Here is a 20,870-nt window from a genome sequence, read left to right as displayed (position 1 = left end):
TGCTCCGGCGATCGGCCACCCTGTTTCGCGCGCCACGCCGGGAGGGTTTCCCGACGCGTCGGCCGGACTCCGCCGCCGCGGCGGGCGGAATCGGACCGTCCGCCCGCGCCGGCCGCCGGGGCCCGGACGCGGCGGGGCGCCTCCCTGCCCGGGGATGGCGGTGCCGGGCAGAAAGGCGCCAGGTGCGGGAGCCGTTGCCGCTAGGGCCTAGCCGGTGATCAGGTCGAATTTCTCCCAGGCGCCGATGGCGGCCCGGTTGGCGACCAGCGGCGCGGCGCCCGCGTTCTCGGCGGTCACGTACTGGTTGGTGGCCTGGGCGCGGAGGCTGACGCTGCCGTCGGAGTTGTGGACGAGGGTGAAGGTCTGGGCGGCGCCGACGGTGGTGGAGTCGGCGATGAGATTGCCGGAACCCGCGCTGACGTAGCGGTTGTTGGCGTGGGCGCGCAGCGCGATGTTGCCGCCGCCCGCGTCGGTCATGTCGAACTGCTCCCAGGCGCCGATGGCGGTCCTGTTGGCGATGAGGGCCGCGGCTCCGGCGTTCTCGGCGGTCACGTAGTTGTTGTTCACGCGGGCGCGCAGGCTGATCACGGTACCGGTGCCGCCGCCCGGTGTGGTGGTCGTCGGCTGGGTGGGGCGGGTCGCGGTGAGGGCGATCTGGCCCTTGAGCATCTTGCCGCCGTCGCCGGTCAGCCGCAGGTAGTAGTCCGACGAGCAGGCCGTGCCGTCCTCGTCCAGTGCCAGGAACCCGGAGTTGGTCGGCACGAAAGCCTGGGACTCGGCGGTCTTGGCGATCTGGTTGCCCTCGTTGTACTCGTCGAACATCGAGATGTAGATGCCCTGCACCCCGGCCCGGCACATGTTGTAGAACTGCCGCCACATGAAGTCGCCGTGCGCGCGCTGGCGGAGTGTGACGGCGCCGGGCAGGACGCACGGCTGGTAGTCGATGCCGTGGGCGGCGCATTCGGCGAGGTCGGGGACGGTCGCCACGTTGTAGAAGTTGTCGGCGTCCGAGACGTTGCCGATCCGGCCGACCATCCACGGCGAGATCATGTTGAACGCGTGGTAGACGTCGCTGAATCCGGCGCGGGAGTCGCGGTCGCCGGTCCGCCACCAGGTGGGTACGCCGCCGATGACGTAACAGCCCTGGGACTTGAACCAGTTGACGACGTCCAGGCAGGGCGCGGGCGCCCACGGGCGTTTGTCGTCGTTGAAGCCGAAGCCCCAGATGCAGACGACCGGCTTGCCGTTCTGCGTCGCGTAGGCGGACGAGGCCGTGTGGGCCTTCATCTTGTTGGTCCAGTCGGTCTTGATCTCCGACTGCATGTTGGTCCAGTCGGTGACGTCGTACATGATGTAAAACTTCCGGCCGTGCGACTCGGCGGCGCTGCGCACCTTGGTGGCCATCGCGTCGCGTGTCGGACCTTCCCCGCCGACGGGGTTGAAGCGCTGGAGCGCGGCGGTGTCGATGTTGTTCTGCTGCATCCACTGGAAGTGGGTGTCCACGGTCTGCTGGTCGTAGGACGAGAAGAGCGTGGCGGGCTGGCCGTTGCCGAGATTCGCGTAGGCGGTCTGGTACGTCTTGGTGTAGTCGCGCATGTCGGGCCAGGCGACGATGCCGGTGTTGGACGGCGACGGGGGCTGGCTGGAGTTGGGGCTCCAGTGCCACCAGGCGTTGATCGGGGCGCCGTCGCCGATGCAGGCGAACCAGCCCTGATAGCCGACCGTGACCTTCCCGACCACGTCTCCCGGTCCGCTCGCGGCGGGGGCGGCCGACGCGGACGGGGAGACGGCGGACGCCGAGGCTCTCGCGGCCAGACCCAGGGCGCCGAGGGCGGCGGCGGACGTACCGGCCGCGGTGACGCTCACGAACTTGCGACGTGACACTGCCATGGATGACTCCGAACGGCGACGCGCGGCGGGACCGCCGGGCGTATCGGTGGACTGAGTGTGGGGGTTCATGCTGTTGGCCTGTTCAACAGATGAACTCAGTGTTCCGTGGTGGGCCGCGCGGGGCACGCGCGGCCAGCCCGGTGAATTCCGCTCGAATTACGCTGACTTGCGGTGGGGTCCGGCGCGCACAGTCCCTTGACACGCGCCTTCACGCCGATCTTCCGTGCACAAGCGGTATCGGGCACGCGTCGATTCAACTGCTGAATCCAATGGTGCGTCAAGGGTCTAGACCTGATTGACGGTTCCTCCGGAATTCTCCCGAATGGCGCCCAGGAAAGGCGCGTTGAACGTCCGTATCGGGCACGAAAGGTCGGAGGGGATGATTCAGATAGTGTCAGGCATCGTCAAATATCTCGGCTGACAATCGGCCCCAGCGTTCGGCCGGACGCGCCGCCGCTCGGCCGACTATTCTCGACAGCGGCAGCGTCGCCACTCATCGCGCCCGTCCGCGACAGCGCTGCCGTACCTTCGCGGCACCTCCGCCGAATCGACGCCTCCCGACGCCTCCCGACGCCTCCCGACGCCTCCCGATGCCTCTCGACGCCTCTCGACGCCTCTCGACGCTTTACCGACAGGAGACAAGCCGGTGCGGAAGACCGAAACGACCTTCACCGCGGGGGATTTAGCCCCGTCACACGTCCTGACCACGATGACCGGGGAGACCGTCGCCGTTCCCGAGGCCGGATATCCGGTGCACCTGCAATTCCGGCGGTTCGCGGGATGCCCGGTCTGCAATCTGCACCTGCGCTCCTTCGTCCGGCGGGCCGACGAGATCAGGGCCGCCGGAATCCACGAGGTCGTGGTCTTCCACGCCCCCGACGAGGAACTGCTCAAGTACGAGGCCGAGTTGCCGTTCGCCGTGGTGGGCGACCCGGACAAGACGCTCTACCGCGAGTTCGGGGTCGAGACCTCGATCCGCGCGGTGGCCGATCCGCGGGTCTGGCCCGCCATCGCGCGCGCGGTCGGCAGCTCGATGTGGGGCACGGTCCGGCGCCGCAACCGTATGGCCCCGGTCGTGCCGACCGGCGGCAGCCTCGGCCTGCCCGCCGACTTCCTGATCGCCCCGGACGGCCGGATCGTCGCGGCGAAGTACGGCGAGCACGCGTACGACCAGTGGTCGGTGGACGAACTGCTCGCGCACGCGGCGCAGGCGGCGGCCACCGCGCCGGCCGACCCCACCGAGGCCCCGGCCTGACGGCCGTCGCGCCACGGTCCGGCCGGGTCCCCACGGCGCCGGGCGTGTCCGCTCGGCACGGCGAGCGGCGCGCCCGCCGTACCTGAGGCCGTACGACCGGCCGGCTCCCGTCGTACCGCCCGCCCACGGCACCTCCCGCGCCCTCACGCCGACAGTGCCCGCACCGCCTCCCCGATCTCCTCCGGGGCGCAGGCCGTGGCCAGCACGTCCAGGGACAGGCCGAGCGCCGCGGCCAGGGCGACCACGGTGAAGAAGGCCGGGGTCGGGGCCCGGCCGGTCTCGATCTTGCGCAGGGTCTCCGCGGAGACCCCGGCCGCCGCCGCCACGTCCACCATGCTGCGGTCGCCGCGGGCGTCGCGGAGCAGTGCGCCGAAGCGTTCGCCGCGGGCGCGCTCCTCGGGGGTCAGGGGTGTTCTCACCATGCCCGTGATACTAATACCGGTATAAGTATTGGGCGAGGCCGCGGCCGGAAGGAGTCCGGCCGCCCGCACGACGAGGAGTCACAGCACATGGTGGAGATCAAGACCGACGCGGCGCTCGACGCGATGCGCGAGGCGGGGCGCGTCGTGGCGCAGGCGCTCGCCGCCGCACGGGAGGCGGCGGCCGTCGGCGTATCGCTTCGGGACCTGGACGCGGCGGCCCACGCCGTCCTGGACAAGGCGGGCGCCACGTCCCCCTTCCTCGGCTACCAGCCGTCCTTCGCCCCCTCCCCCTTCCCCGCGGTGATCTGCGCGTCGGTGAACGACGCGCTCGTGCACGGCATCCCCACCGACTACCGGCTGCGCGACGGCGACCTGGTGAGCATCGACTGCGGCGCGGTGCTCGACGGCTGGGCGGGCGACGCCGCGGTCAGCTTCATCGTGGGCACGCCCCGGCCCGAGGACGTGGAGCTGATCGCCGCCACCCAGCGTGCCCTGGACGCGGGCATCGCGGCGGCCGTCGTCGGCCACCGCCTCGGCGACATCTCGCACGCGGTCGGCGCGGTGGCGCGCACGGCGCGCTGCGGCATGCCCACCGACTTCGGCGGCCACGGCATCGGCCGCCAGATGCACGAGGACCCGCACGTGCCCAACCGCGGGCGGCCGGGGCGCGGCTTCCCGCTCCGCCACGGGCTCGTCCTCGCGATCGAGCCGATGCTGATGTCCGGCGGGCGCGACGAATACCGTACGGACCCGGACGGCTGGACGCTGCGCACGGTCGACGGGAGCCGCGCCGCGCACATCGAGCACACCGTCGCGATCACCGAGCAGGGCCCGCGCGTCCTCACGCTCGTCTGATCCGTCCCGGGCGCCGCCGCCCGCCCGCGGTCCACCACCCGTCGGCCGCCCGCCGCTCGCACGTCCGGCGCACGCCGCGTGCCCCGCGGGCCGCCCGTTGCCTGCCCGTCGTCCGAAACGGGCACTTCCACGGGCCGTATGGCCAACCACCACACCACCTGATCGCCAACACACCTTCTGAACTGGCACTCTTGCCGACCGGTCCGGGCAACACCGGGCAGTTTGTTGTCCGTTATGGGCCGGTCCCTGTCAAAGTGGCGTTGGTATAACTCTTCCACGGGCAAAACCGGGCACGCCTTGCCCGGACCGGCGAAGAGACAGGTGGTGACCGTGAGAGCACAAGAACGCCAACATCGGATCCTCGCGCTCGCGCGCCACCAGGGTCAGGTCGAGGTCACCGTGATGGCCGCCGATCTCAAGGTGGCGCCGGAGACCATCCGCCGCGATCTGGGCGTACTGGAGAGCCGCGGTCTGGTCCGCAGGACGTACGGCGGCGCCTATCCCGTCGAGGGCGCGGGGTTCGAGACCGACCTCGCCCAGCGGGTGACGCTGCATGTCGCCGACAAGCGACGGATCGCGGCCGAGGCGGTCAAGCTGCTCGGCGAGGCGGAGACCGTCTTCGTGGACGAGGGCTACACCCCTCAACTGCTCGCCGCGCTGCTGCCCAGCGACCGGCCGCTGACGGTGGTCACCGCGTCGTTGACCACCGCGGCGGCCGTCGCGGACTCCGCCAACACCACTGTGCTGCTGCTCGGTGGCCGTGTCCGGGCCCGGACGCTGGCCACCGTCGGCTCCTGGGCCTGCGACATGCTCGCGGGCTTCGTCATCGACCTGGCCTTCGTCGGGTCGAACGGCATCTCCCGCGAACTCGGCCTGACCACACCGGATCCCGTGGTCGCCGACGTCAAGGCCAAGGCGCTGGAGGTCTCCCGGCGCCGGATCTTCATGGGCCACCACAGCAAATTCGGCGCGAGCAGCTTCTGCCGCTTCGCCCAGGTCGGCGACTTCGAGGCGATCGTCACCGACACCGGTCTGTCCAGCGCCGAGGCGCACCGCTACGCACTTCTGGGACCCCGCGTCTTCAGAGTCTGACCCGCGGGCCCGCCCCGCGCCGCTCCCCCCTTCCCCTCCCCCCACCTCCCCCGCGATCTCCGAGCTCCCCGCAGGCCCCCCCCGCAGTCCCGGCGCTCCCCCGCCTTCCGCACCTCCCCGGTACGCCGATCCGGGCTACCCCCTGCCCTCCCGCACCACGACTCCGCTCCACCCACCCTCATCCCCGGTCATGAAAGGGACGAATCATGACACCGAGAACGAGAAGCCTTCCCCGCCTGCTGCCCCCGCTCGCCCTCGCCGTCTGCGGCACCCTGCTCGCGGCCTGTTCCGGCGCCGGCGGCTCCGGCGGAAGCTCCGGCGGTCACTCCATCAACGTACTGATGGTCAACAACCCGCAGATGGAGGACCTTCAAAAGCTCACCGCCGCCAACTTCACCAAGTCCACCGGTATCAAGGTCAATTTCACGGTGCTGCCCGAGAACGACGTCCGGGACAAGATCACCCAGGACTTCTCCAGCCAGGCCGGCCAGTACGACGTCGCGACCATCAGCAACTACGAGACGCCGATCTACGCCAAGAACGGCTGGCTCGCCCCGCTCACCGCGCACACCAAGTCCGACACGGCCTTCGCGCAGAGCGACATCCTGCCCGCGCTCCAGCAGTCGCTGACGTACAAGAACGACATCTACGCCGAGCCCTTCTACGGCGAGTCGTCGTTCCTGATGTACCGCAAGGACGTCTTCGCGGCGAAGAACCTGACGATGCCCGCCAACCCGACCTGGGCGCAGGTCGCGGACCTCGCCGCGAAGGTCGACGGCGCGCAGTCCGGCATGAAGGGCATCTGCCTGCGCGGCCAGCCAGGCTGGGGCGAGGTCATCGCCCCGCTGACCACCGTGGTCAACACCATGGGCGGCACCTGGTTCGACAAGGACTGGAAGGCCCAGGTCAACAGCCCCGCCTTCACCAAGGCGACGCAGTTCTACGTGGACCTGGTGCGCGCCCACGGTGAGGCCGGAGCCCCGCAGGCCGGGTTCACCGAGTGCCTCAACAACCTGGAGCAGGGCAAGGTCGCCATGTGGTACGACGCGACGTCGGCGGCCGGTTCACTGGAGGCCAAGGACTCCCCGGTGGCGGGCAAGCTCGGCTACGCGCCCGCTCCGGTCGACCAGACCAAGAGCTCCGGCTGGCTCTACACCTGGGCCTGGGGCCTGCAGAAGGCCAGCAAGCACCAGGACGACGCCTGGAAGTTCATCTCGTGGGCGTCGGGCAAGGGCTACGAGGAACTGGTCGGCAAGCAACTGGGCTGGTCGCGGGTCCCGGCCGGCAAGCGCACCTCCACGTACCAGAACCCGGACTACGTCGCCTCCGCCTCGGCGTTCGCCAAGGCCACCGAGACCGCGCTCGAGGCGGCCAACCCGACGAACCCGGGCATCCAGCCGCGGCCCGCGCCCGGCATCCAGTTCGTCGGCATCCCCGAGTTCACCGATCTGGGCACCCAGGTCTCGCAGCAGATCAGCTCCGCCATCGCGGGCCAGACCAGCGTGAAGAGCGCCTTGTCCGCGAGCCAGAAGCTCGCAGAGAAGGTCGCCGACAAGTACGCGGGCAACTGACCGCCACCGCCCCACCCGACGGTCCCGGCCGCCCCCGGCCCCCCGCACGACGGGGCCGGGCGGCGGGCCCGGGGCGCGAAGCGGAGAGAGACGACTGACACCATGAGCACCCCATCCCTCACCAGACGCATCCGCGCGCCGCAGACCGAGCAAGAGCCTGCGCCGCCCGCCGCGCGCCGGTCCCCCGGCGCCTGGGTCCGGCGGGCCCCGCTGCTGCCGGCCCTGGTCTTCATGATCGTGGTCACCCAACTGCCGTTCGTCGGCACCCTGGTGATCTCGTTCATGCGGTGGAACGCCCTCGACCCCGGTGACCGCGGCTTCGCCGGCCTCCAGAACTACAAGGAAGAGTTCACCGACCCGCAACTGCGCCACGCCCTGACCACCACGGTCGTGCTGACCGTCTCCGTGGTCCTCGTCAGCCTGCTGCTCGGCCTCGGCCTCGCGCTGCTGCTCGACCGGAAGTTCCTCGGCCGGGGCATCGTGCGCACCATGCTCATCACGCCGTTCCTGGTGGTACCGGTGGCGTCCGCGCTGCTGTGGAAGCACGCGCTGTACAACGCGTCGTACGGCCTGATCAACGGCTCGCTCAACTGGCTGTGGAAGCTGTTCGGCAGCGACAACGCGCCGCAGCCGGACTGGCTGTCCACCCACCCGCTGCTGGCCGTCGAGGCGTCGCTGGTGTGGCAGTGGACGCCGTTCATGATGCTGATCCTGCTCGCCGGGCTCCAGAGCCGGCCGATGGACATCGCCGAGGCGGCGCGGGTGGACGGCGCGGGCACCTGGCAGATCTTCCGCTATCTGACCTTCCCCTACCTGCGCCGCTATCTCGAACTGGCGGCCCTGCTCGGGTCGGTGTACGTGGTGCAGAACTTCGACGCCGTGTTCACCATCACCTCCGGCGGTCTCGGCACCGCCAACCTCCCCTACACCGTCTACACGACCTTCTACCAGGCGCACGACTACGGGCAGGCGTCCGCCGCGGGCGTCATCGTGGTCATCCTGTCGATCATCGTGGCCACCTTCGCGCTGCGCACCGTCTCGTCGCTGTTCCGAGAGGAGACCCGGTGATGGCTACCGTCTCCGTGACCACCGCCCGCCGCCGTACGGCACCCGCCGCCCGCAAGGAGCGGCGCAACCGCTCACTGCTCGGCCTGCTGGCCTGGCTGTGCGGGATCGTCTTCTTCCTGCCCTTCGCGTGGATGGTGCTCACCTCCTTCCACAGCGAGCAGGACGCGGCGACCAACCCGCCGAAGCTCGGGGCGTCGCTGACGCTCCACGGCTACCGGGAGTTCTTCGGCTCCGGCACCGGCGTCAGCCCGTGGCCGCCGCTGGTCAACTCCCTGACAGCGGCGGCGGTTTCCACCGCCCTCGTACTGGTGCTGTCCTTCCCCGCCGCCTACGCGCTGTCGATCAAGCCGGTGCGCAAGTGGACCGACGTGATGTTCTTCTTCCTGTCGACCAAGATGCTGCCCGCCGTCGCGGGCCTGCTGCCGGTCTATCTGATCGCGAAGAACGCCGGTCTGCTGGACAACATCTGGCTGCTGATCCTGCTCTACACCTCGATGAATCTGCCGATCGCGGTGTGGATGATGCGCTCGTTCCTGGCCGAGGTCCCGGTGGAGATCCTGGAGGCCGCCTCGATCGACGGCGCGGGCCTGCCGACCATCCTGGTACGGATCATCGCCCCGGTCGTCACCCCGGGGATCGCCGCGACCGCGCTGATCTCGTTCATCTTCAGTTGGAACGAACTGCTCTTCGCGCGGGTGCTGACCGGTGTGGTGGCCGGTACCGCGCCGGTGTTCCTCACCGGATTCGTCACCAGCCAGGGCCTGTTCCTCGCCAAGGTGTGCGCCGCCGCCGTCTGTATATCCCTGCCGGTACTGGCCGCCGGATTCGCCGCCCAGGACAAGCTCGTCCAGGGCCTCTCTCTTGGAGCCGTCAAGTGAAAGCAGCCGTCATCAGCTCCCCCGGTGTCGTCGGCATCGAGACCGTCGACGACCCGGCGCCCGGCCCCCGGGACGTCGTGGTCCAGGTCGCGGCCTGCGGTCTGTGCGGCACCGATCTGCACATCCTCCAGGGCGAGTTCGCCCCGACTCTGCCGATCGTGCCGGGGCACGAGTTCGCCGGTGAGATCGTCGCCGTGGGCTCCGAGGTCCGCGAGCTGGCCGTGGGCGACCAGGTGGCGGTCGACCCGTCGCTGTACTGCCACGAGTGCCACTACTGCCGGATCGGGCGGAGCAATCTGTGCGAGCGGTGGGCCGCGATCGGCGTGACCGTCCCCGGCGGCGCCGCCGAATTCGCCGTCGCGCCGGTCGCCAACTGCGTCAAACTCCCCGAGCACATACGGACGGTGGACGCGGCGCTGATCGAACCGCTGTCCTGTGCCGTACGCGGCTACGACATCCTGCGCAGCCAACTGGCCAGCCACGTACTGATCTACGGCTCCGGCACCATGGGCCTGATGATGCTGGAGCTGGCCAAGCGGACCGGCGCCGCGACCGTCGACGTCGTCGACATCAACGAGGAGCGGCTGACCACGGCCACGGCGCTCGGCTGCTCGCAGGTGGCGACCAACGCGGACGAGATCGCCCGCCCGCGCGGCTGGGACGTCGTGATCGACGCGACCGGCAACGCGCAGGCCATCCAGGACGCGCTGGACCGGGTCGGCAAGGGCGGCACCTTCCTCCAGTTCGGCGTGGCCGACTACGCCGCGCGCGCGACGATCGAGCCGTACCGCATCTACAACCAGGAGATCACGATCACCGGCTCGATGGCCGTCCTGCACAGCTACGAGCGGGCCGCCGAGCTGTTCGCGGGCGGGGTGCTCGACCCGGAGGTCTTCATCAGCGACCGGCTGCCGCTGGTCGACTACGCGTCGGCGCTCGAGCGGTTCAAGGCCGGCAAGGGCCGGAAGATCCAGGTGGTGCCCTGAGCCCTGCGGGCGCCGCGGCCGTGTCCGCCGGGGAAGCCGATTGTGACCCGGCCGCGGACTTCGACAGGATGGGGCCATGACCGAGATCCGCACGCCCCGCCTGGTCCTGCGCCGCTGGCGCGAGGACGACATCGCGCCGATGGCCGAGATCAACGCCGACCCGGAGGTCATGCGCTACATCGGCGACGGGCTGCCCCGCGACCTGGAGCAGACCGCGGAGTCCATCGAGCGGTGGGAGGAGGAGTGGGACGACGAGGGCTTCGGCCTCTTCGCCGTCGAACTCCTCGCCTCGGGCGAACTGGCCGGGTTCACGGGGCTGTCCGTGCCCACGTTCCTGCCCGAGGTACTGCCCGCGGTGGAGATCGGCTGGCGGCTCGGCCGCCAGTTCTGGGGGCAGGGTTACGCGTCGGAGGCCGCTCACGCCACCTTGGAGTTCGCCCTCCAGGACCGCGGCCTCGACCGCGTGATCAGCATCGCGCAGCTCGGCAACGACGCCTCCGAGAACGTGATGCGCAAGCTCGGCATGGTCCCGGACCGCACGACGACCCACCCGGTGTCCGGCCGCCCGGTGCGGGTGCACGCGATCGACCTGACCGAATACCGGGCCTGAGCCGCGGAGGACCGGGCCCGGATCGGTCGGCCGGCCCGTCTGCCAGGTCGACCCGCCGGTCGGTCAGTCGGTCCGCCGGCCTGTCGGGGAGCGACGCTGATCACATGGACACGTCACAGGCTTTTCACTAAGGTTTGCCTTGCCTAAGGCAAACCGTGTGTTTTTCCCTGCCTGCGCACCCGTCGTCGTCTTCGCCCCTTTCCCGCCCGTGGAGTTGTTGACCCATGCCTGCCGTGCCCAGAGCCTCCGCTGTCGCCCTGCTCTCCCTGGTCGTCCTCGGCACGGCCGCCGTCACCGGCTGCGCGAAGAAGAACGACGCCTCGTCCGACGGCGCGATACGGGTGGACGCGGCCGACAGCTCCTGCAAGGTCTCGCGCACGGAGTTCCCCGCCGGTTCCGTCAGCCTGGACGTGCACAACAAGGGCTCCAAGGTCACCGAGGTCTACGTCTACGCGCCGGGCGACCGCATCGTCACCGAGCGGGAGAACATCGGCCCCGGCACCAGCGCCACCATCACCGCGCAGATCAAGGCGGGCACGTACGAGGTGGCCTGCAAGCCGGGCATGAAGGGCGACGGCATCCGGCAGAAGATCACCGTGACCGGCGCCAACGCGCCCAAGCCCGGTGACCCGCGGCTCGACGAGGCCGTCGCCTCGTACCGCAAGTACGCGCAGGAGCAGGCCGACCTGACGATCCCGCTGGTGCAGAAGTTCGCCGACGCGATCAAGGCCGGTGACGTGGCCGCGGCCAAGGCCGCCTTCGCCCCGTCGCGGGTCGGCTGGGAGCGCACCGAGCCGGTCGCCGAGAGCTTCGGTGACATCGACCCGAAGACCGACACCCGCGAGGACGGTCTGGAGGAAGGCCAGAAGTGGACCGGCTGGCACCGGCTGGAGAAGGCGCTGTGGGCCGACGGCAAGCTGACCCCCGAGGACAGCACCCTCGCCGACGCGCTGGTGGCCGACCTCAAGGACTGGCAGAAGCGGGTCGGCACCGCCGACATCACACCGACCAGCATGGCCAACGGCGCCAAGGAGCTGCTGGACGAGGTCGCCACCGGCAAGGTCACCGGTGAGGAGGACCGCTACAGCCACACCGACCTGTCGGACTTCGACGCGAACGTGGCGGGCGCCCGCAAGGCGTACGAGCTGCTGAAGCCGGTCGCCGCCGAGAAGGACCCGGCGCTGTCCAAGACCCTGGACACCGAATTCGCCGACATCCAGACGCTGCTGGACAAGTACCGGCAGGGCGACGGCTTCGTCTCGTACGACAAGGTCACCGAGAAGGAGCGCAAGGCGTTCTCCGACGCGGTCAACTCGCTCGCCGAGCCGCTGTCCAAGCTCGCCGCGGCTGTCGCACCCGCCAAGTAACCCTCGGCGCCCGGCTGCCCGGGCGCCGAAACCGCAGCTCACCGAGCCGTGGCACTCCCGCACAGGGAGGGTCACGGCTGCGGTACGCACGACGCAGAACCGATAGAAGGGCCACCGTTCATGGACGAAGCAGCCGGTACCGGCGGCACCGAGTCCACCCCCGCAGACCCCGAGGGCGCCGAGCCCGCCTCGACCGCCCCACAGGGCACGACCGCGGACACGAGCACGGATACCGACACGAGCACGAACACCGACACATCCGCGGACGACCGTACCCACCGGGCGCTCAGCCGCCGCGCGGTCATGGGCTGGGCCGGTGCCGGACTCGCCCTCGGCGCGGCGGGCGGCGGCTCGGTCGCGGCGGCGGTGACCAGCGGTACGAACGGCGGCTCCGCGTCCTCCGACGGCTCCGTCCCCTTCTACGGTGAGCACCAGGCGGGCATCGCCACCCCCGTCCAGGACCGGCTGCACTTCGCGGCGTTCGACGTCCTCACCGACGACAAGGCTGAGCTGGCCGCGCTGCTCAAGGAGTGGACGAGCGCCGCCGCCGCGATGACGGCGGGACGCGAGGTCGGCACGGGCGCGGTGGACGGGCCGGCCGAGGCGCCGCCGGACGACACCGGTGAGGCGCTGGGCCTGCCCGCCTCCCGGCTGACCCTCACGGTCGGCTTCGGCCCGAGTCTGTTCGAGCAGGTCGCCGAGGACGGCACGCGCACCGACCGGTTCGGTCTGCGTGCCCGGCGCCCTGCGGCGCTGATCGACCTGCCGCACTTCCCCGGCGACAATCTCGACCCGGCCCGCAGCGGCGGCGACCTGTGCGTCCAGGCGTGCGCGGACGATCCGCAGGTCGCGGTGCACGCGATCCGCAATCTCGCCAGGATCGGCATGGGCAAGGTGTCGGTGCGCTGGTCGCAGCTCGGCTTCGGCAAGACGTCCTCGACGACGCCGGACGCGCAGACGCCGCGCAATCTGATGGGCTTCAAGGACGGCACGCACAATGTGTCGGGCACCGACACATCGACGCTGGACGGCCATGTGTGGGCGGGGCCGGGGGACGGTCCCGACTGGATGACCGGCGGCTCGTACCTGGTCGCGCGCCGGATTCGTATGCACATCGAGACCTGGGACCGCGAGGGCCTCCAGGCGCAGGAGGACGTGTTCGGCCGCACCAAGGGCGAGGGCGCGCCGTACGGCAAGCAGCGCGAGCGCGACACGCCCGACCTCGGGCTGATGCCGAAGGACGCGCATGTACGCCTGGCCCATCCGGACAGCAACGCCGGGCAGATGATCCTGCGCCGCGGCTTCTCCTTCACCGACGGCTCGGACGGTCTGGGGCGGCTGGACGCGGGGCTGTTCTTCCTCGCGTACCAGCGCGACACCCGTAAGGCGTTCGTCCCGTTGCAGCGGCGGCTCGCCGCGAGCGACGCGCTCAACGAGTACATCCAGCACGTCGGTTCCGCGCACTTCGCCTGCCCGCCCGGCGTCCGGAAATCCGGCGAATGGTGGGGGCAGTCCCTGCTCGGCTGACCCCGCCCCTCCCCCCGACCAGCGTCCCACCCGTCCCGGCCCCTGGAGTACCGCCGTGTTCGCCAACTATCTGATCGGCCTGCGAGAGGGCCTGGAAGCCAGCCTGATCGTCTGCATCCTGATCGCCTACCTGGTCAAGTCGGAGCGGCGCGAGAGCCTGCCGCCGGTCTGGACCGGCATCGGCGCCGCCGTGCTGCTGAGCTTCGGCTTCGGCGCGCTGCTCCAGTTCGGTTCGTCGGAGCTGACCTTCAAGGCCCAGGAGGCGCTGGGCGGTTCGCTGTCCATCATCGCGGTCGCGCTGGTCACCTGGATGGTGTTCTGGATGCGCCGCACCGCGCGGCATCTGAAGGCCGAGCTGCACGGCAAGCTGGACGCCGCGCTCGCGATGGGCACGACCGCGCTGGTCGTCACGGCCTTCCTGTCCGTCGGCCGCGAGGGCCTGGAGACGGCGCTGTTCGTGTGGACGGCCGTGCAGTCGAGCGACGACGGCGTCCGTCCGCTGATCGGCGCGATGCTCGGTCTGGTCACCGCCGTGATCCTGGGCTGGCTGTTCTACCGGGGCGCGGTGCGGATCAATCTGGCGAAGTTCTTCACCTGGACCGGTGCCATGCTGGTCGTGGTCGCGGCCGGTGTGCTCGCGTACGGTCTGCACGACCTCCAGGAGGCGGGCTGGATCGGCGGCCTGAACAGCCTGGCCTTCGACATCAGCTCCACGATCCCGCCGGACAGCTGGTACGGCACCCTGCTCAAGGGCGTCTTCAACTTCCAGCCGGACCCGACGGTGCTCCAGGTCTGCGCCTGGGGCGTCTACCTCGTGCCCACGCTGTACTTCTTCTTCCGCCGCTCCGGCGGTCGCCCCGCCCCGGCCGCGCGGGTCTCCCCCGAGCCGTCGCAGCCGGAGACCGCGCGCTGACCTCAGGCACCGGCCCGCTCCGGGACCGCGTGCGGTCCCGTGGCCGTGGCCCGCGCACGGCCGACGGACGTCACCGGTGGCCGCGGATCGTGTGCGGGACGTAAGGCGCTTCGAGACGGGCGATCTCGTCGTCGGTGAGGGTCACCTCGACCGCGCCGACGGCGTCGTCCACGTGGGCGAGCTTGGTTGCGCCGACGATGGGGGCGGTCACGGCCGGTCGGCTGAGCAGCCAGGCGAGCGCGATCCGGGCCATGGGCACGCCGCGTTCGTCCGCGACGGAGCGGACGGCGTCGACCACGTCGAAGTCGGCCTCGGTGTAGAGCTCGTCGGCGTAGGCGTCGCTGCCGGAGCGTACGGTCCTGCGCTCGCCGTCCCTGCCGCGTGATCCGGCGAGCAGGCCGCGGGCCAGCGGGCTCCAGGGGATGGCGCCGACGCCCTGCTCCCGGCAGAGCGGGATCATCTCCCGCTCCTCCTCGCGGTAGACGAGGTTGTAGTGGTTCTGCATCGACACGAAGCGCGGCTGTCCCGCCGCCTTCGCCGTGTACTGGGCGGTGGCGAACTGGTACGCGAACATGCTGGACGCGCCGATGTAGCGGGCCTTGCCCGAGCGGACGACGTCGGCGAGCGCCTCCATCGTCTCCTCGATGGGGGTCTCGTAGTCCCAGCGGTGGATCTGGTAGAGGTCCACGTAGTCGGTGCCGAGCCGGCGCAGTGAGGCGTCGACGCCCGCCAGGATGTGCTTGCGGGACAGCCCTCCGTCGTTGGGGCCCGGTCCCATCGGCAGGCAGACCTTGGTGGCGAGCACGTAGTCGTCGCGGTGGGCGAAGAGCTTGCTCAGCAGCCGTCCGGTGATCTCCTCGCTGCGGCCGAGCGAGTACATGTCGGCGGTGTCGAAGAACGTCACACCGCCCTCGACGGCCCGCCGCACCAGAGGCTCGGACGCTTCCTCGTCGAGCATCCACGCCCGGTTGGCCGGGTCGCCGTAGCTCATCATCCCCAGGGCGATCCGTGACACCTTCAGGCCCGTCGTGCCCAGCCGGGTGTACTCCATGCCGTCTCCTCGCGTCGTGGTCCCCTTGTCCACGGGTACCCCGGCCGACCCGGATCAATATTGCTGTTCCGGCAACAATGTTTGCCGCCCGCACGTCAGGTGTCCGATGCTCCGTGCTCGGAGGTGGTCACCATGACCGACAAGGTGAGCGGGAACGGAAACGGGCAGGCGGCGGCGCGTACGGAGGCGGCCGGGGAGCGGCGCTTCGACGTCGTGGTGGTCGGCGGCGGGGCGGCCGGGCTGAGCGCGGCCCTGACGCTGGGCCGGGCGCGCCGCTCGGTGCTGGTGATCGACGCGGGCGAGCCGCGCAACGCGCCCGCCGACGGCATCCACAACTACCTGGGCCGCGAGGGCGCGACGCCCGCGGAGCTGCTGGCCACCGGCCGGGAGGAGGTCGCCCGCTACGGCGGTGAGACCGCCGAGGGCCGGGCCGTCTCGGCCGCGCGGCTCGACGGCGGCGGCTTCCGTGTCGGGCTGGACGACGGCTCAGCGGTGCGCGCCGAGCGGCTGCTGCTGGCGACCGGCCTAGTGGACGGGCTGCCCGAGGTGCGGGGGCTGGCCGGGCGGTGGGGGCGCGAGGTGCTGCACTGCCCGTACTGCCACGGCTGGGAGGTGAGCGGCCAGGCGATCGGCGTGCTGGGCACCGGCCCGCTGGCGGTGCACCAGGCGCTGATGTGGCGGCAGTGGAGCCAGGACGTCACCCTCTTCGTGCACACCGCGCCCGAGCCGGACGACGAGCAGTACGAGCGGCTGGCCGCCCGCGGGATCGCCGTGGTCGAGGGCGAGGTGGCCGCCGTGGAGGTGACCGACGACCGGCTCACCGGTATGACACTGGCCGGTGGCCGGGTGATCCCCTGCCAGGCGCTGGTGGTGTCCACCCGCCTGGACGCCAGGACGGATCTGCTGGCGGACCTCGGTCTGGCCACGGTCGAGCAGGAGATCGGCGGGGTGCCGATCGGCACCCGGGTCGAGGCCGATCCGACCGGCGCCACCGCTGTGCCGGGCGTCTGGGTCGCGGGCAATGTGGCCTCACCTGTCGAGATCCTCATCGGCGGCGCCACGGCGGGTGTCAGGGCCGCCGCGGCGATCAACGCGGATCTGACCGAGCAGGAGACGCTGGCCGCGGTGGCCGCGCGCCGCGCTTCGGCGGGCGCCGCGCCGACCGCGTAGGGCGCGCGGCTCCCAGCGGTACGGGGACGGCACCGAGCGGTACGAGGACGGCTCCCAGCGGTACGAGGACGGCACCGACCCGTACGGGAACGGCGCGCCGACACCACCGCGCGGACGACGGCGACACGCCCGTGCGGGCGCGCTCCACGAAGATCACAAGACTCACGAAGGGCAAGGACAGGCCGATGACCGACAACACTCCGGCGACCGAGGAGCTCCAGGGCGAGGAGTTCTGGAACGCCCGCTACTCCGGGAGCGAGCGGATCTGGAGCGGCGATCCCAATACGGTCCTGGTCCGCGAGGTGGCCGGGCTGCCACCCGGCCGGGCGCTCGACCTGGGCTCCGGCGAGGGCGGCGACGCGATCTGGCTCGCCCGGCAGGGCTGGCGGGTCACCGCCACCGACATCTCGGGGGTCGCGCTCGACCGCGCGGCGCGGCACGCCGAGGAGGCGGGCGTCGGCGACCGGATCGACTGGCAGCGGCACGACCTCGGCGTGTCCTTCCCCGAGGGCGCGTTCGACCTCGTCTCGGCCCAATTCCTGCACACCCCGGGCGAGATGCCGCGCGAGGAGATCCTGCGGACAGCGGCGGCGGCCGTCGCGCCCGGCGGCGTCCTGCTCGTCGTCGGCCACTCGGGCTTCCCCGCCTGGGAGAAGAACCCGCACCCCGAGGTGCATCTGCCCTCGCCGCAGGAGGTGCTGGCCTGCCTCGAACTGCCGGACGGCGCGTGGGAGGTGCTGCTCTGCGCGGAGCACGAGCGGATCCAGAACGACCCCGACGGGCGCCCGACCACGCGTACCGACAACGCCGTGAAGGTCCGCAGGCTCCCCGTGTCCGGCTGACCCGGCGCACGACACGCCGGGCGGCACCCGGACCCGGCACCCGGACCCGGCGCACGACACGCGCGACGCGGGCGGGGTCGCGGACCTCGCGCCTCCCGCTCGCCCGGCGTTCGGCGACACGGGGGGTCTTCACCCCCTGGTCGGCATGGTGTCGGGTATCAGTGGGAACCTGTGCGGCATGACGGAGATCGGACTGCCCCATGGCGTACGAGCGTGCCTCTTCGACCTGGACGGCGTGCTGACGCCGACCGCGCTGGTGCACGCGGCCGCGTGGAAGGAGACCTTCGACGACTTCCTGCGGGACAGGGACGGCGAGGGTTTCCGCCCCTTCGACGCGAAGGCGGACTACGACGCGTACGTGGACGGACGTCCGCGCGCCGACGGCGTGCGCACCTTCCTCCGGGCCCGCGGCATCGAACTGCCCGAGGGCGAGGACGGCGACCCACCGGACCGGCAGACCGTCAACGGCCTCGGCAACCGCAAGAACGACGTCGTGCTGGAGAAGATCCGCACCGAGGGCGTACGCCCCTACCCCGGCTCGGTGCGCTATCTGGAGGCGGTACGGGCGGCGGGCCTGCGCACGGCGGTGGTGTCGTCCAGCGCCAACTGCCGTGACGTGCTGGTCTCCGCGGGCATCGAGCACCTGCTGGACGTACGGGTGGACGGTGTTGTCGCCAAGGAGCGGCATCTGCCGGGCAAGCCGCACCCGGACACCTTCCTGGCCGCGGCCGAGGAACTGGGCTTCGACGCCGCCCGCGCGGCGGTCTTCGAGGACGCGCTGGTCGGCATGGACGCGGGCCGCTCCGGGCACTTCGGCTTCGTCGTCGGCGTGGACCGGGTCGGACAGACCGACGCGCTGCGCGAGCACGGCGCCGACACCGTCGTGAAGGACCTCGCCGACCTGATCGGAGTGACCGCGTGATCACCGACCCCGCCTATGAGGTCGCCCCCTGGAGCCTGCGCGAGTCCGAACTGAATCTGGACGTGCTGCCGCAGAGCGAGTCCGTCTTCGCCGTCTCCAACGGGCACATCGGCTGGCGCGGCAACCTCGACGAGGGCGAGCCGAACGGCCTGCCCGGCTCGTACCTCAACGGGCTGCACGAGACGCACCCGCTGCCGTACGCCGAAGCGGCCTACGGCGACCCGGAGTCCGGGCAGACCGTCATCAACGTCACCAACGGCAAGATCATCCGGCTGCTGGTGGACGACGAGCCGTTCGACCTGCGGTACGGCACGATCCGTTCGCACGAGCGTGAACTGGACCTGCGGGCCGGGGTGTTGCGCCGGGTGTGCGAGTGGGTCTCCCCCGCGGGCCGCGCGGTGCGGGTGCGTTCGACGCGCATGGTGTCCTTCACGCAGCGCGCGGTGGCCGCCGTCGCGTACGAGGTGGAGCCGCTGGACGGCAGCCTGCGGGTGGTCGTGCAGTCGGAACTGGTGGCCAACGAGGAGGTGCCGCGCAGCGAGGGCGACCCGCGGCGGGCCGCCGCGCTGGAGAACCCGCTGGTGCCGGAGGAGAACTTCGCGTCCGGCACCCGGCTCCGGCTGGTGCACTCCACGGCCCGCAGCGGACTGCGGCTGGCCGCCGCCGCCGATCACCGCGTGGACGGCCCCGAGGCGACCACGAAGGTCTCCTCGGAGTCCGACGACGACGTCAGCAGGCTCACCATCACCTCCGTACTGGAGTCCGGACAGCGGCTGCGGCTGGAGAAATTCGTCGCGTACGGCTGGTCGGCGACCCGGTCGCTGCCCGCGCTGCGCGACCAGGCGGACGCGGCGCTGGTCGGCGCCCGCGACACCGGGTGGGACGGCCTGCTGGAGCAGCAGCGCGCCTACCTGGACGACTTCTGGGACCGGGCGGACGTGGAGGTCGACGGCGACACCGAGATCCAGCAGGCGGTGCGCTTCGGGCTCTTCCACGTGCTGCAGGCCGGTGCGCGGGCCGAGGAACGGGCGATCCCCGCCAAGGGCTTGACCGGCTCCGGCTACGACGGTCACACCTTCTGGGACGCCGAGACGGCCGTGCTGCCGGTGCTGACCTTCACCGCGCCGCGCGCGACCTCGGAGGTGCTGCGCTGGCGCCACAACACGCTGCCTGCGGCCCAGGAGCGCGCCCATCAACTGGGCCTGGCCGGTGCCGCGTTCCCGTGGCGGACGATCAACGGCGCCGAGGCGTCGGGGTACTGGCCCGCGGGCACGGCGGCCTTCCACATCAACGCCGACATCGCCGACGCGGTGGTGCGCTATGTGACGACCACCGGCGACCGGGACTTCGAGGAGAACATCGGCCTCGAACTCCTCGCGGAAACCGCCAGGTTGTGGCGGTCCCTGGGTCATCACGACCACGCGGGGGCCTTCCACATCGACGGCGTGACCGGGCCCGACGAGTACAGCGCGATCAGCGACGACAACGCGTACACCAACCTGATGGCGCAGGCGAATCTCGTCGCGGCGGCGGACGCCGCCGAGCGCCATCCGCGCCGGGCCGCCGAGTTGGGCGTCACCGACGAGGAGACGGCGGCCTGGCGGGACGCGGCGGCGGCGATGTCCCTGCCGTACAACGAGGAGCTGGGGGTCCACGAGCAGTCCAAGGGCTTCACCCGGCACCAGGTGTGGAACTTCGCCGAGACCGATCCGGCGCACTATCCGCTGCTGCTCAACTACGCCTACTTCGACCTGTACCGCAAGCAGGTGGTCAAGCAGGCCGACCTGGTGCTGGCGATGTTCCTGCGCGGAGACGCCTTCGAACACGCCCAGAAGGTACGGAACTTCGCGTACTACGAGCCGCTGACCGTCCGCGACTCCTCGCTGTCGGCGTACTGCCAGTCGATCATCGCCGCCGAGGTCGGCCATCTCCAACTGGCCTACGACTACCTCGGCGAGTCGGCGCTGATCGACCTCGGCGACCTGGAGAACAACTCGCGCGACGGCCTGCACATCGCGGCGCTCGCCGGTACGTGGACGGCGCTGGTGTCGGGGCTCGGCGGGATGCGGCTCTTCGACGGCGACCCGATCCGCTTCGCGCCCCGGCTGCCCGACGCGCTCAGCCGGATCGCCTTCCGGCTGGCCTTCCGCGGGCGCCGGCTGCACGTCGAGGTCACCAGGAGCAAGGCCACGTACACCCTCGCGGAGGGCGAGCCGATCGAGGTCCTGCACTACGAGAAGTCCTTCATGCTGACCGCGGAGCACCCGGTCAGCCGCGACCTGCCGGAGATCGAGCACCGCCCGCAGCCCTCGCAGCCCCCGGGCCGGGCGCCGCGCCGCCGCAATCAGCGGCCCGGCTAGGGCCGTCCGGGGAACGCGGTGGGGGGGGGGGGGGGGGGGGGGGGGGGAGAGACACCCCCGAGTCTGTCTTTTTGGAGACAAGGGGGGGGGA

Annotated in this window: 18 protein-coding genes; 15 read left to right on the top strand and 3 right to left on the bottom strand. The window is 71.1% G+C overall.

Annotated features, from left to right (window positions below; all coding sequences use genetic code 11):
- Positions 1 to 207 precede the first annotated feature (207 nt).
- Positions 208 to 1,890, bottom strand: a complete 1,683-nt coding sequence (locus ACZ4EF_RS13645) for a xylosidase (RefSeq protein ID WP_391161864.1) — start codon at positions 1,888 to 1,890, stop codon at positions 208 to 210.
- A 646-nt stretch (positions 1,891 to 2,536) separates the two neighbouring features.
- Here ACZ4EF_RS13645 and ACZ4EF_RS13640 point away from each other — a divergent pair.
- Entirely contained in the window at positions 2,537 to 3,145 is a 609-nt protein-coding gene (locus tag ACZ4EF_RS13640; protein ID WP_401722227.1) for a peroxiredoxin-like family protein, read from the top strand.
- A 143-nt stretch (positions 3,146 to 3,288) separates the two neighbouring features.
- Here ACZ4EF_RS13640 and ACZ4EF_RS13635 read toward each other — a convergent pair whose 3' ends face one another.
- Entirely contained in the window at positions 3,289 to 3,567 is a 279-nt protein-coding gene (locus ACZ4EF_RS13635; RefSeq protein WP_355349207.1) for a helix-turn-helix transcriptional regulator, read from the bottom strand.
- Between the two features lie 87 nt (positions 3,568 to 3,654).
- On the opposite strand from ACZ4EF_RS13635, the gene map reads away from it, so the two are divergent.
- The 10 genes from map (at position 3,655) to efeU (ending at position 14,434) form a co-directional block, all read left to right on the top strand.
- Positions 3,655 to 4,422, top strand: coding sequence for a type I methionyl aminopeptidase (gene map / locus ACZ4EF_RS13630; RefSeq protein ID WP_355349210.1), 768 nt, complete (start codon positions 3,655 to 3,657; stop codon positions 4,420 to 4,422).
- Positions 4,423 to 4,752: 330 nt separating this feature from the next.
- Positions 4,753 to 5,514 (top strand): DeoR/GlpR family DNA-binding transcription regulator, encoded by a 762-nt coding sequence (locus ACZ4EF_RS13625; RefSeq protein ID WP_188284604.1) that lies wholly within the window; start codon positions 4,753 to 4,755, stop codon positions 5,512 to 5,514.
- A 206-nt stretch (positions 5,515 to 5,720) separates the two neighbouring features.
- Positions 5,721 to 7,085 carry an ABC transporter substrate-binding protein gene (locus ACZ4EF_RS13620; protein ID WP_467504411.1) on the top strand — a complete coding sequence of 455 codons (1,365 nt, stop codon included), beginning with the start codon at positions 5,721 to 5,723 and terminating at the stop codon, positions 7,083 to 7,085.
- 102 nt (positions 7,086 to 7,187) lie between these two features.
- A complete protein-coding gene (locus ACZ4EF_RS13615) occupies positions 7,188 to 8,153 on the top strand; it encodes a carbohydrate ABC transporter permease (RefSeq protein WP_355349217.1) in 966 nt (321 codons plus the stop codon).
- Positions 8,153 to 9,031 carry a carbohydrate ABC transporter permease gene (locus ACZ4EF_RS13610; RefSeq protein ID WP_391049820.1) on the top strand — a complete coding sequence of 293 codons (879 nt, stop codon included), beginning with the start codon at positions 8,153 to 8,155 and terminating at the stop codon, positions 9,029 to 9,031. Before ACZ4EF_RS13615 ends, ACZ4EF_RS13610 begins: the two co-directional genes overlap by 1 nt.
- A complete protein-coding gene (locus ACZ4EF_RS13605) occupies positions 9,028 to 10,017 on the top strand; it encodes a zinc-dependent alcohol dehydrogenase family protein (protein WP_188284600.1) in 990 nt (329 codons plus the stop codon). Before ACZ4EF_RS13610 ends, ACZ4EF_RS13605 begins: the two co-directional genes overlap by 4 nt.
- A gap of 76 nt (positions 10,018 to 10,093) precedes the next feature.
- Complete coding sequence (locus ACZ4EF_RS13600) at positions 10,094 to 10,627, top strand: GNAT family N-acetyltransferase (RefSeq protein WP_355349224.1); 534 nt, start codon at positions 10,094 to 10,096, stop codon at positions 10,625 to 10,627.
- Positions 10,628 to 10,851: 224 nt separating this feature from the next.
- Entirely contained in the window at positions 10,852 to 11,994 is a 1,143-nt protein-coding gene (gene efeO / locus ACZ4EF_RS13595) for an iron uptake system protein EfeO (RefSeq protein ID WP_467504408.1), read from the top strand.
- Between the two features lie 120 nt (positions 11,995 to 12,114).
- Positions 12,115 to 13,521, top strand: a complete 1,407-nt coding sequence (gene efeB / locus ACZ4EF_RS13590; RefSeq protein ID WP_401853678.1) for an iron uptake transporter deferrochelatase/peroxidase subunit — start codon at positions 12,115 to 12,117, stop codon at positions 13,519 to 13,521.
- A gap of 55 nt (positions 13,522 to 13,576) precedes the next feature.
- A complete protein-coding gene (gene efeU, locus ACZ4EF_RS13585) occupies positions 13,577 to 14,434 on the top strand; it encodes an iron uptake transporter permease EfeU (RefSeq protein WP_355349232.1) in 858 nt (285 codons plus the stop codon).
- 70 nt (positions 14,435 to 14,504) lie between these two features.
- Here efeU and ACZ4EF_RS13580 read toward each other — a convergent pair whose 3' ends face one another.
- Positions 14,505 to 15,485, bottom strand: coding sequence for an aldo/keto reductase (locus ACZ4EF_RS13580; protein WP_467504405.1), 981 nt, complete (start codon positions 15,483 to 15,485; stop codon positions 14,505 to 14,507).
- A gap of 132 nt (positions 15,486 to 15,617) precedes the next feature.
- Here ACZ4EF_RS13580 and ACZ4EF_RS13575 point away from each other — a divergent pair, with 132 nt between their 5' ends.
- From ACZ4EF_RS13575 to ACZ4EF_RS13560, 4 genes are all read left to right on the top strand, one after another.
- The gene (locus ACZ4EF_RS13575) at positions 15,618 to 16,655 is read left to right on the top strand and encodes an NAD(P)/FAD-dependent oxidoreductase (protein WP_467504403.1); all 1,038 of its coding nucleotides are present in this window, start codon (positions 15,618 to 15,620) and stop codon (positions 16,653 to 16,655) included.
- 185 nt (positions 16,656 to 16,840) lie between these two features.
- Positions 16,841 to 17,497 carry an SAM-dependent methyltransferase gene (locus tag ACZ4EF_RS13570; RefSeq protein ID WP_467348596.1) on the top strand — a complete coding sequence of 219 codons (657 nt, stop codon included), beginning with the start codon at positions 16,841 to 16,843 and terminating at the stop codon, positions 17,495 to 17,497.
- A 178-nt stretch (positions 17,498 to 17,675) separates the two neighbouring features.
- Positions 17,676 to 18,419, top strand: a complete 744-nt coding sequence (locus ACZ4EF_RS13565; RefSeq protein ID WP_401722214.1) for an HAD family hydrolase — start codon at positions 17,676 to 17,678, stop codon at positions 18,417 to 18,419.
- Entirely contained in the window at positions 18,416 to 20,779 is a 2,364-nt protein-coding gene (locus tag ACZ4EF_RS13560) for a glycoside hydrolase family 65 protein (protein WP_366823738.1), read from the top strand. The genes ACZ4EF_RS13565 and ACZ4EF_RS13560 overlap by 4 nt, the downstream gene beginning before the upstream one ends.
- The last annotated feature ends 91 nt before the right edge of the window (positions 20,780 to 20,870 follow it).

The sequence above is a fragment of the Streptomyces sp. NPDC025721 genome (assembly GCF_055558595.1).
This window is presented reverse-complemented; position numbering and strand designations above follow the sequence as displayed.

What these genes read in the sequence shown, in the direction of transcription:
- ACZ4EF_RS13645 (WP_391161864.1), bottom strand. Translation starts at nt 1,890, where the DNA reads ATGGCAGTGTCACGTCGCAAGTTCGTGAGCGTCACCGCGGCCGGTACG.
- ACZ4EF_RS13635 (WP_355349207.1), bottom strand. Translation starts at nt 3,567, where the DNA reads ATGGTGAGAACACCCCTGACCCCCGAGGAGCGCGCCCGCGGCGAACGC.
- map (WP_355349210.1), top strand. Translation starts at nt 3,655, where the DNA reads ATGGTGGAGATCAAGACCGACGCGGCGCTCGACGCGATGCGCGAGGCG.
- ACZ4EF_RS13620 (WP_467504411.1), top strand. Translation starts at nt 5,721, where the DNA reads ATGACACCGAGAACGAGAAGCCTTCCCCGCCTGCTGCCCCCGCTCGCC.
- ACZ4EF_RS13615 (WP_355349217.1), top strand. Translation starts at nt 7,188, where the DNA reads ATGAGCACCCCATCCCTCACCAGACGCATCCGCGCGCCGCAGACCGAG.
- ACZ4EF_RS13610 (WP_391049820.1), top strand. Translation starts at nt 8,153, where the DNA reads ATGGCTACCGTCTCCGTGACCACCGCCCGCCGCCGTACGGCACCCGCC.
- ACZ4EF_RS13600 (WP_355349224.1), top strand. Translation starts at nt 10,094, where the DNA reads ATGACCGAGATCCGCACGCCCCGCCTGGTCCTGCGCCGCTGGCGCGAG.
- efeO (WP_467504408.1), top strand. Translation starts at nt 10,852, where the DNA reads ATGCCTGCCGTGCCCAGAGCCTCCGCTGTCGCCCTGCTCTCCCTGGTC.
- efeB (WP_401853678.1), top strand. Translation starts at nt 12,115, where the DNA reads ATGGACGAAGCAGCCGGTACCGGCGGCACCGAGTCCACCCCCGCAGAC.
- ACZ4EF_RS13580 (WP_467504405.1), bottom strand. Translation starts at nt 15,485, where the DNA reads ATGGAGTACACCCGGCTGGGCACGACGGGCCTGAAGGTGTCACGGATC.
- ACZ4EF_RS13575 (WP_467504403.1), top strand. Translation starts at nt 15,618, where the DNA reads ATGACCGACAAGGTGAGCGGGAACGGAAACGGGCAGGCGGCGGCGCGT.
- ACZ4EF_RS13570 (WP_467348596.1), top strand. Translation starts at nt 16,841, where the DNA reads ATGACCGACAACACTCCGGCGACCGAGGAGCTCCAGGGCGAGGAGTTC.
- ACZ4EF_RS13565 (WP_401722214.1), top strand. Translation starts at nt 17,676, where the DNA reads ATGACGGAGATCGGACTGCCCCATGGCGTACGAGCGTGCCTCTTCGAC.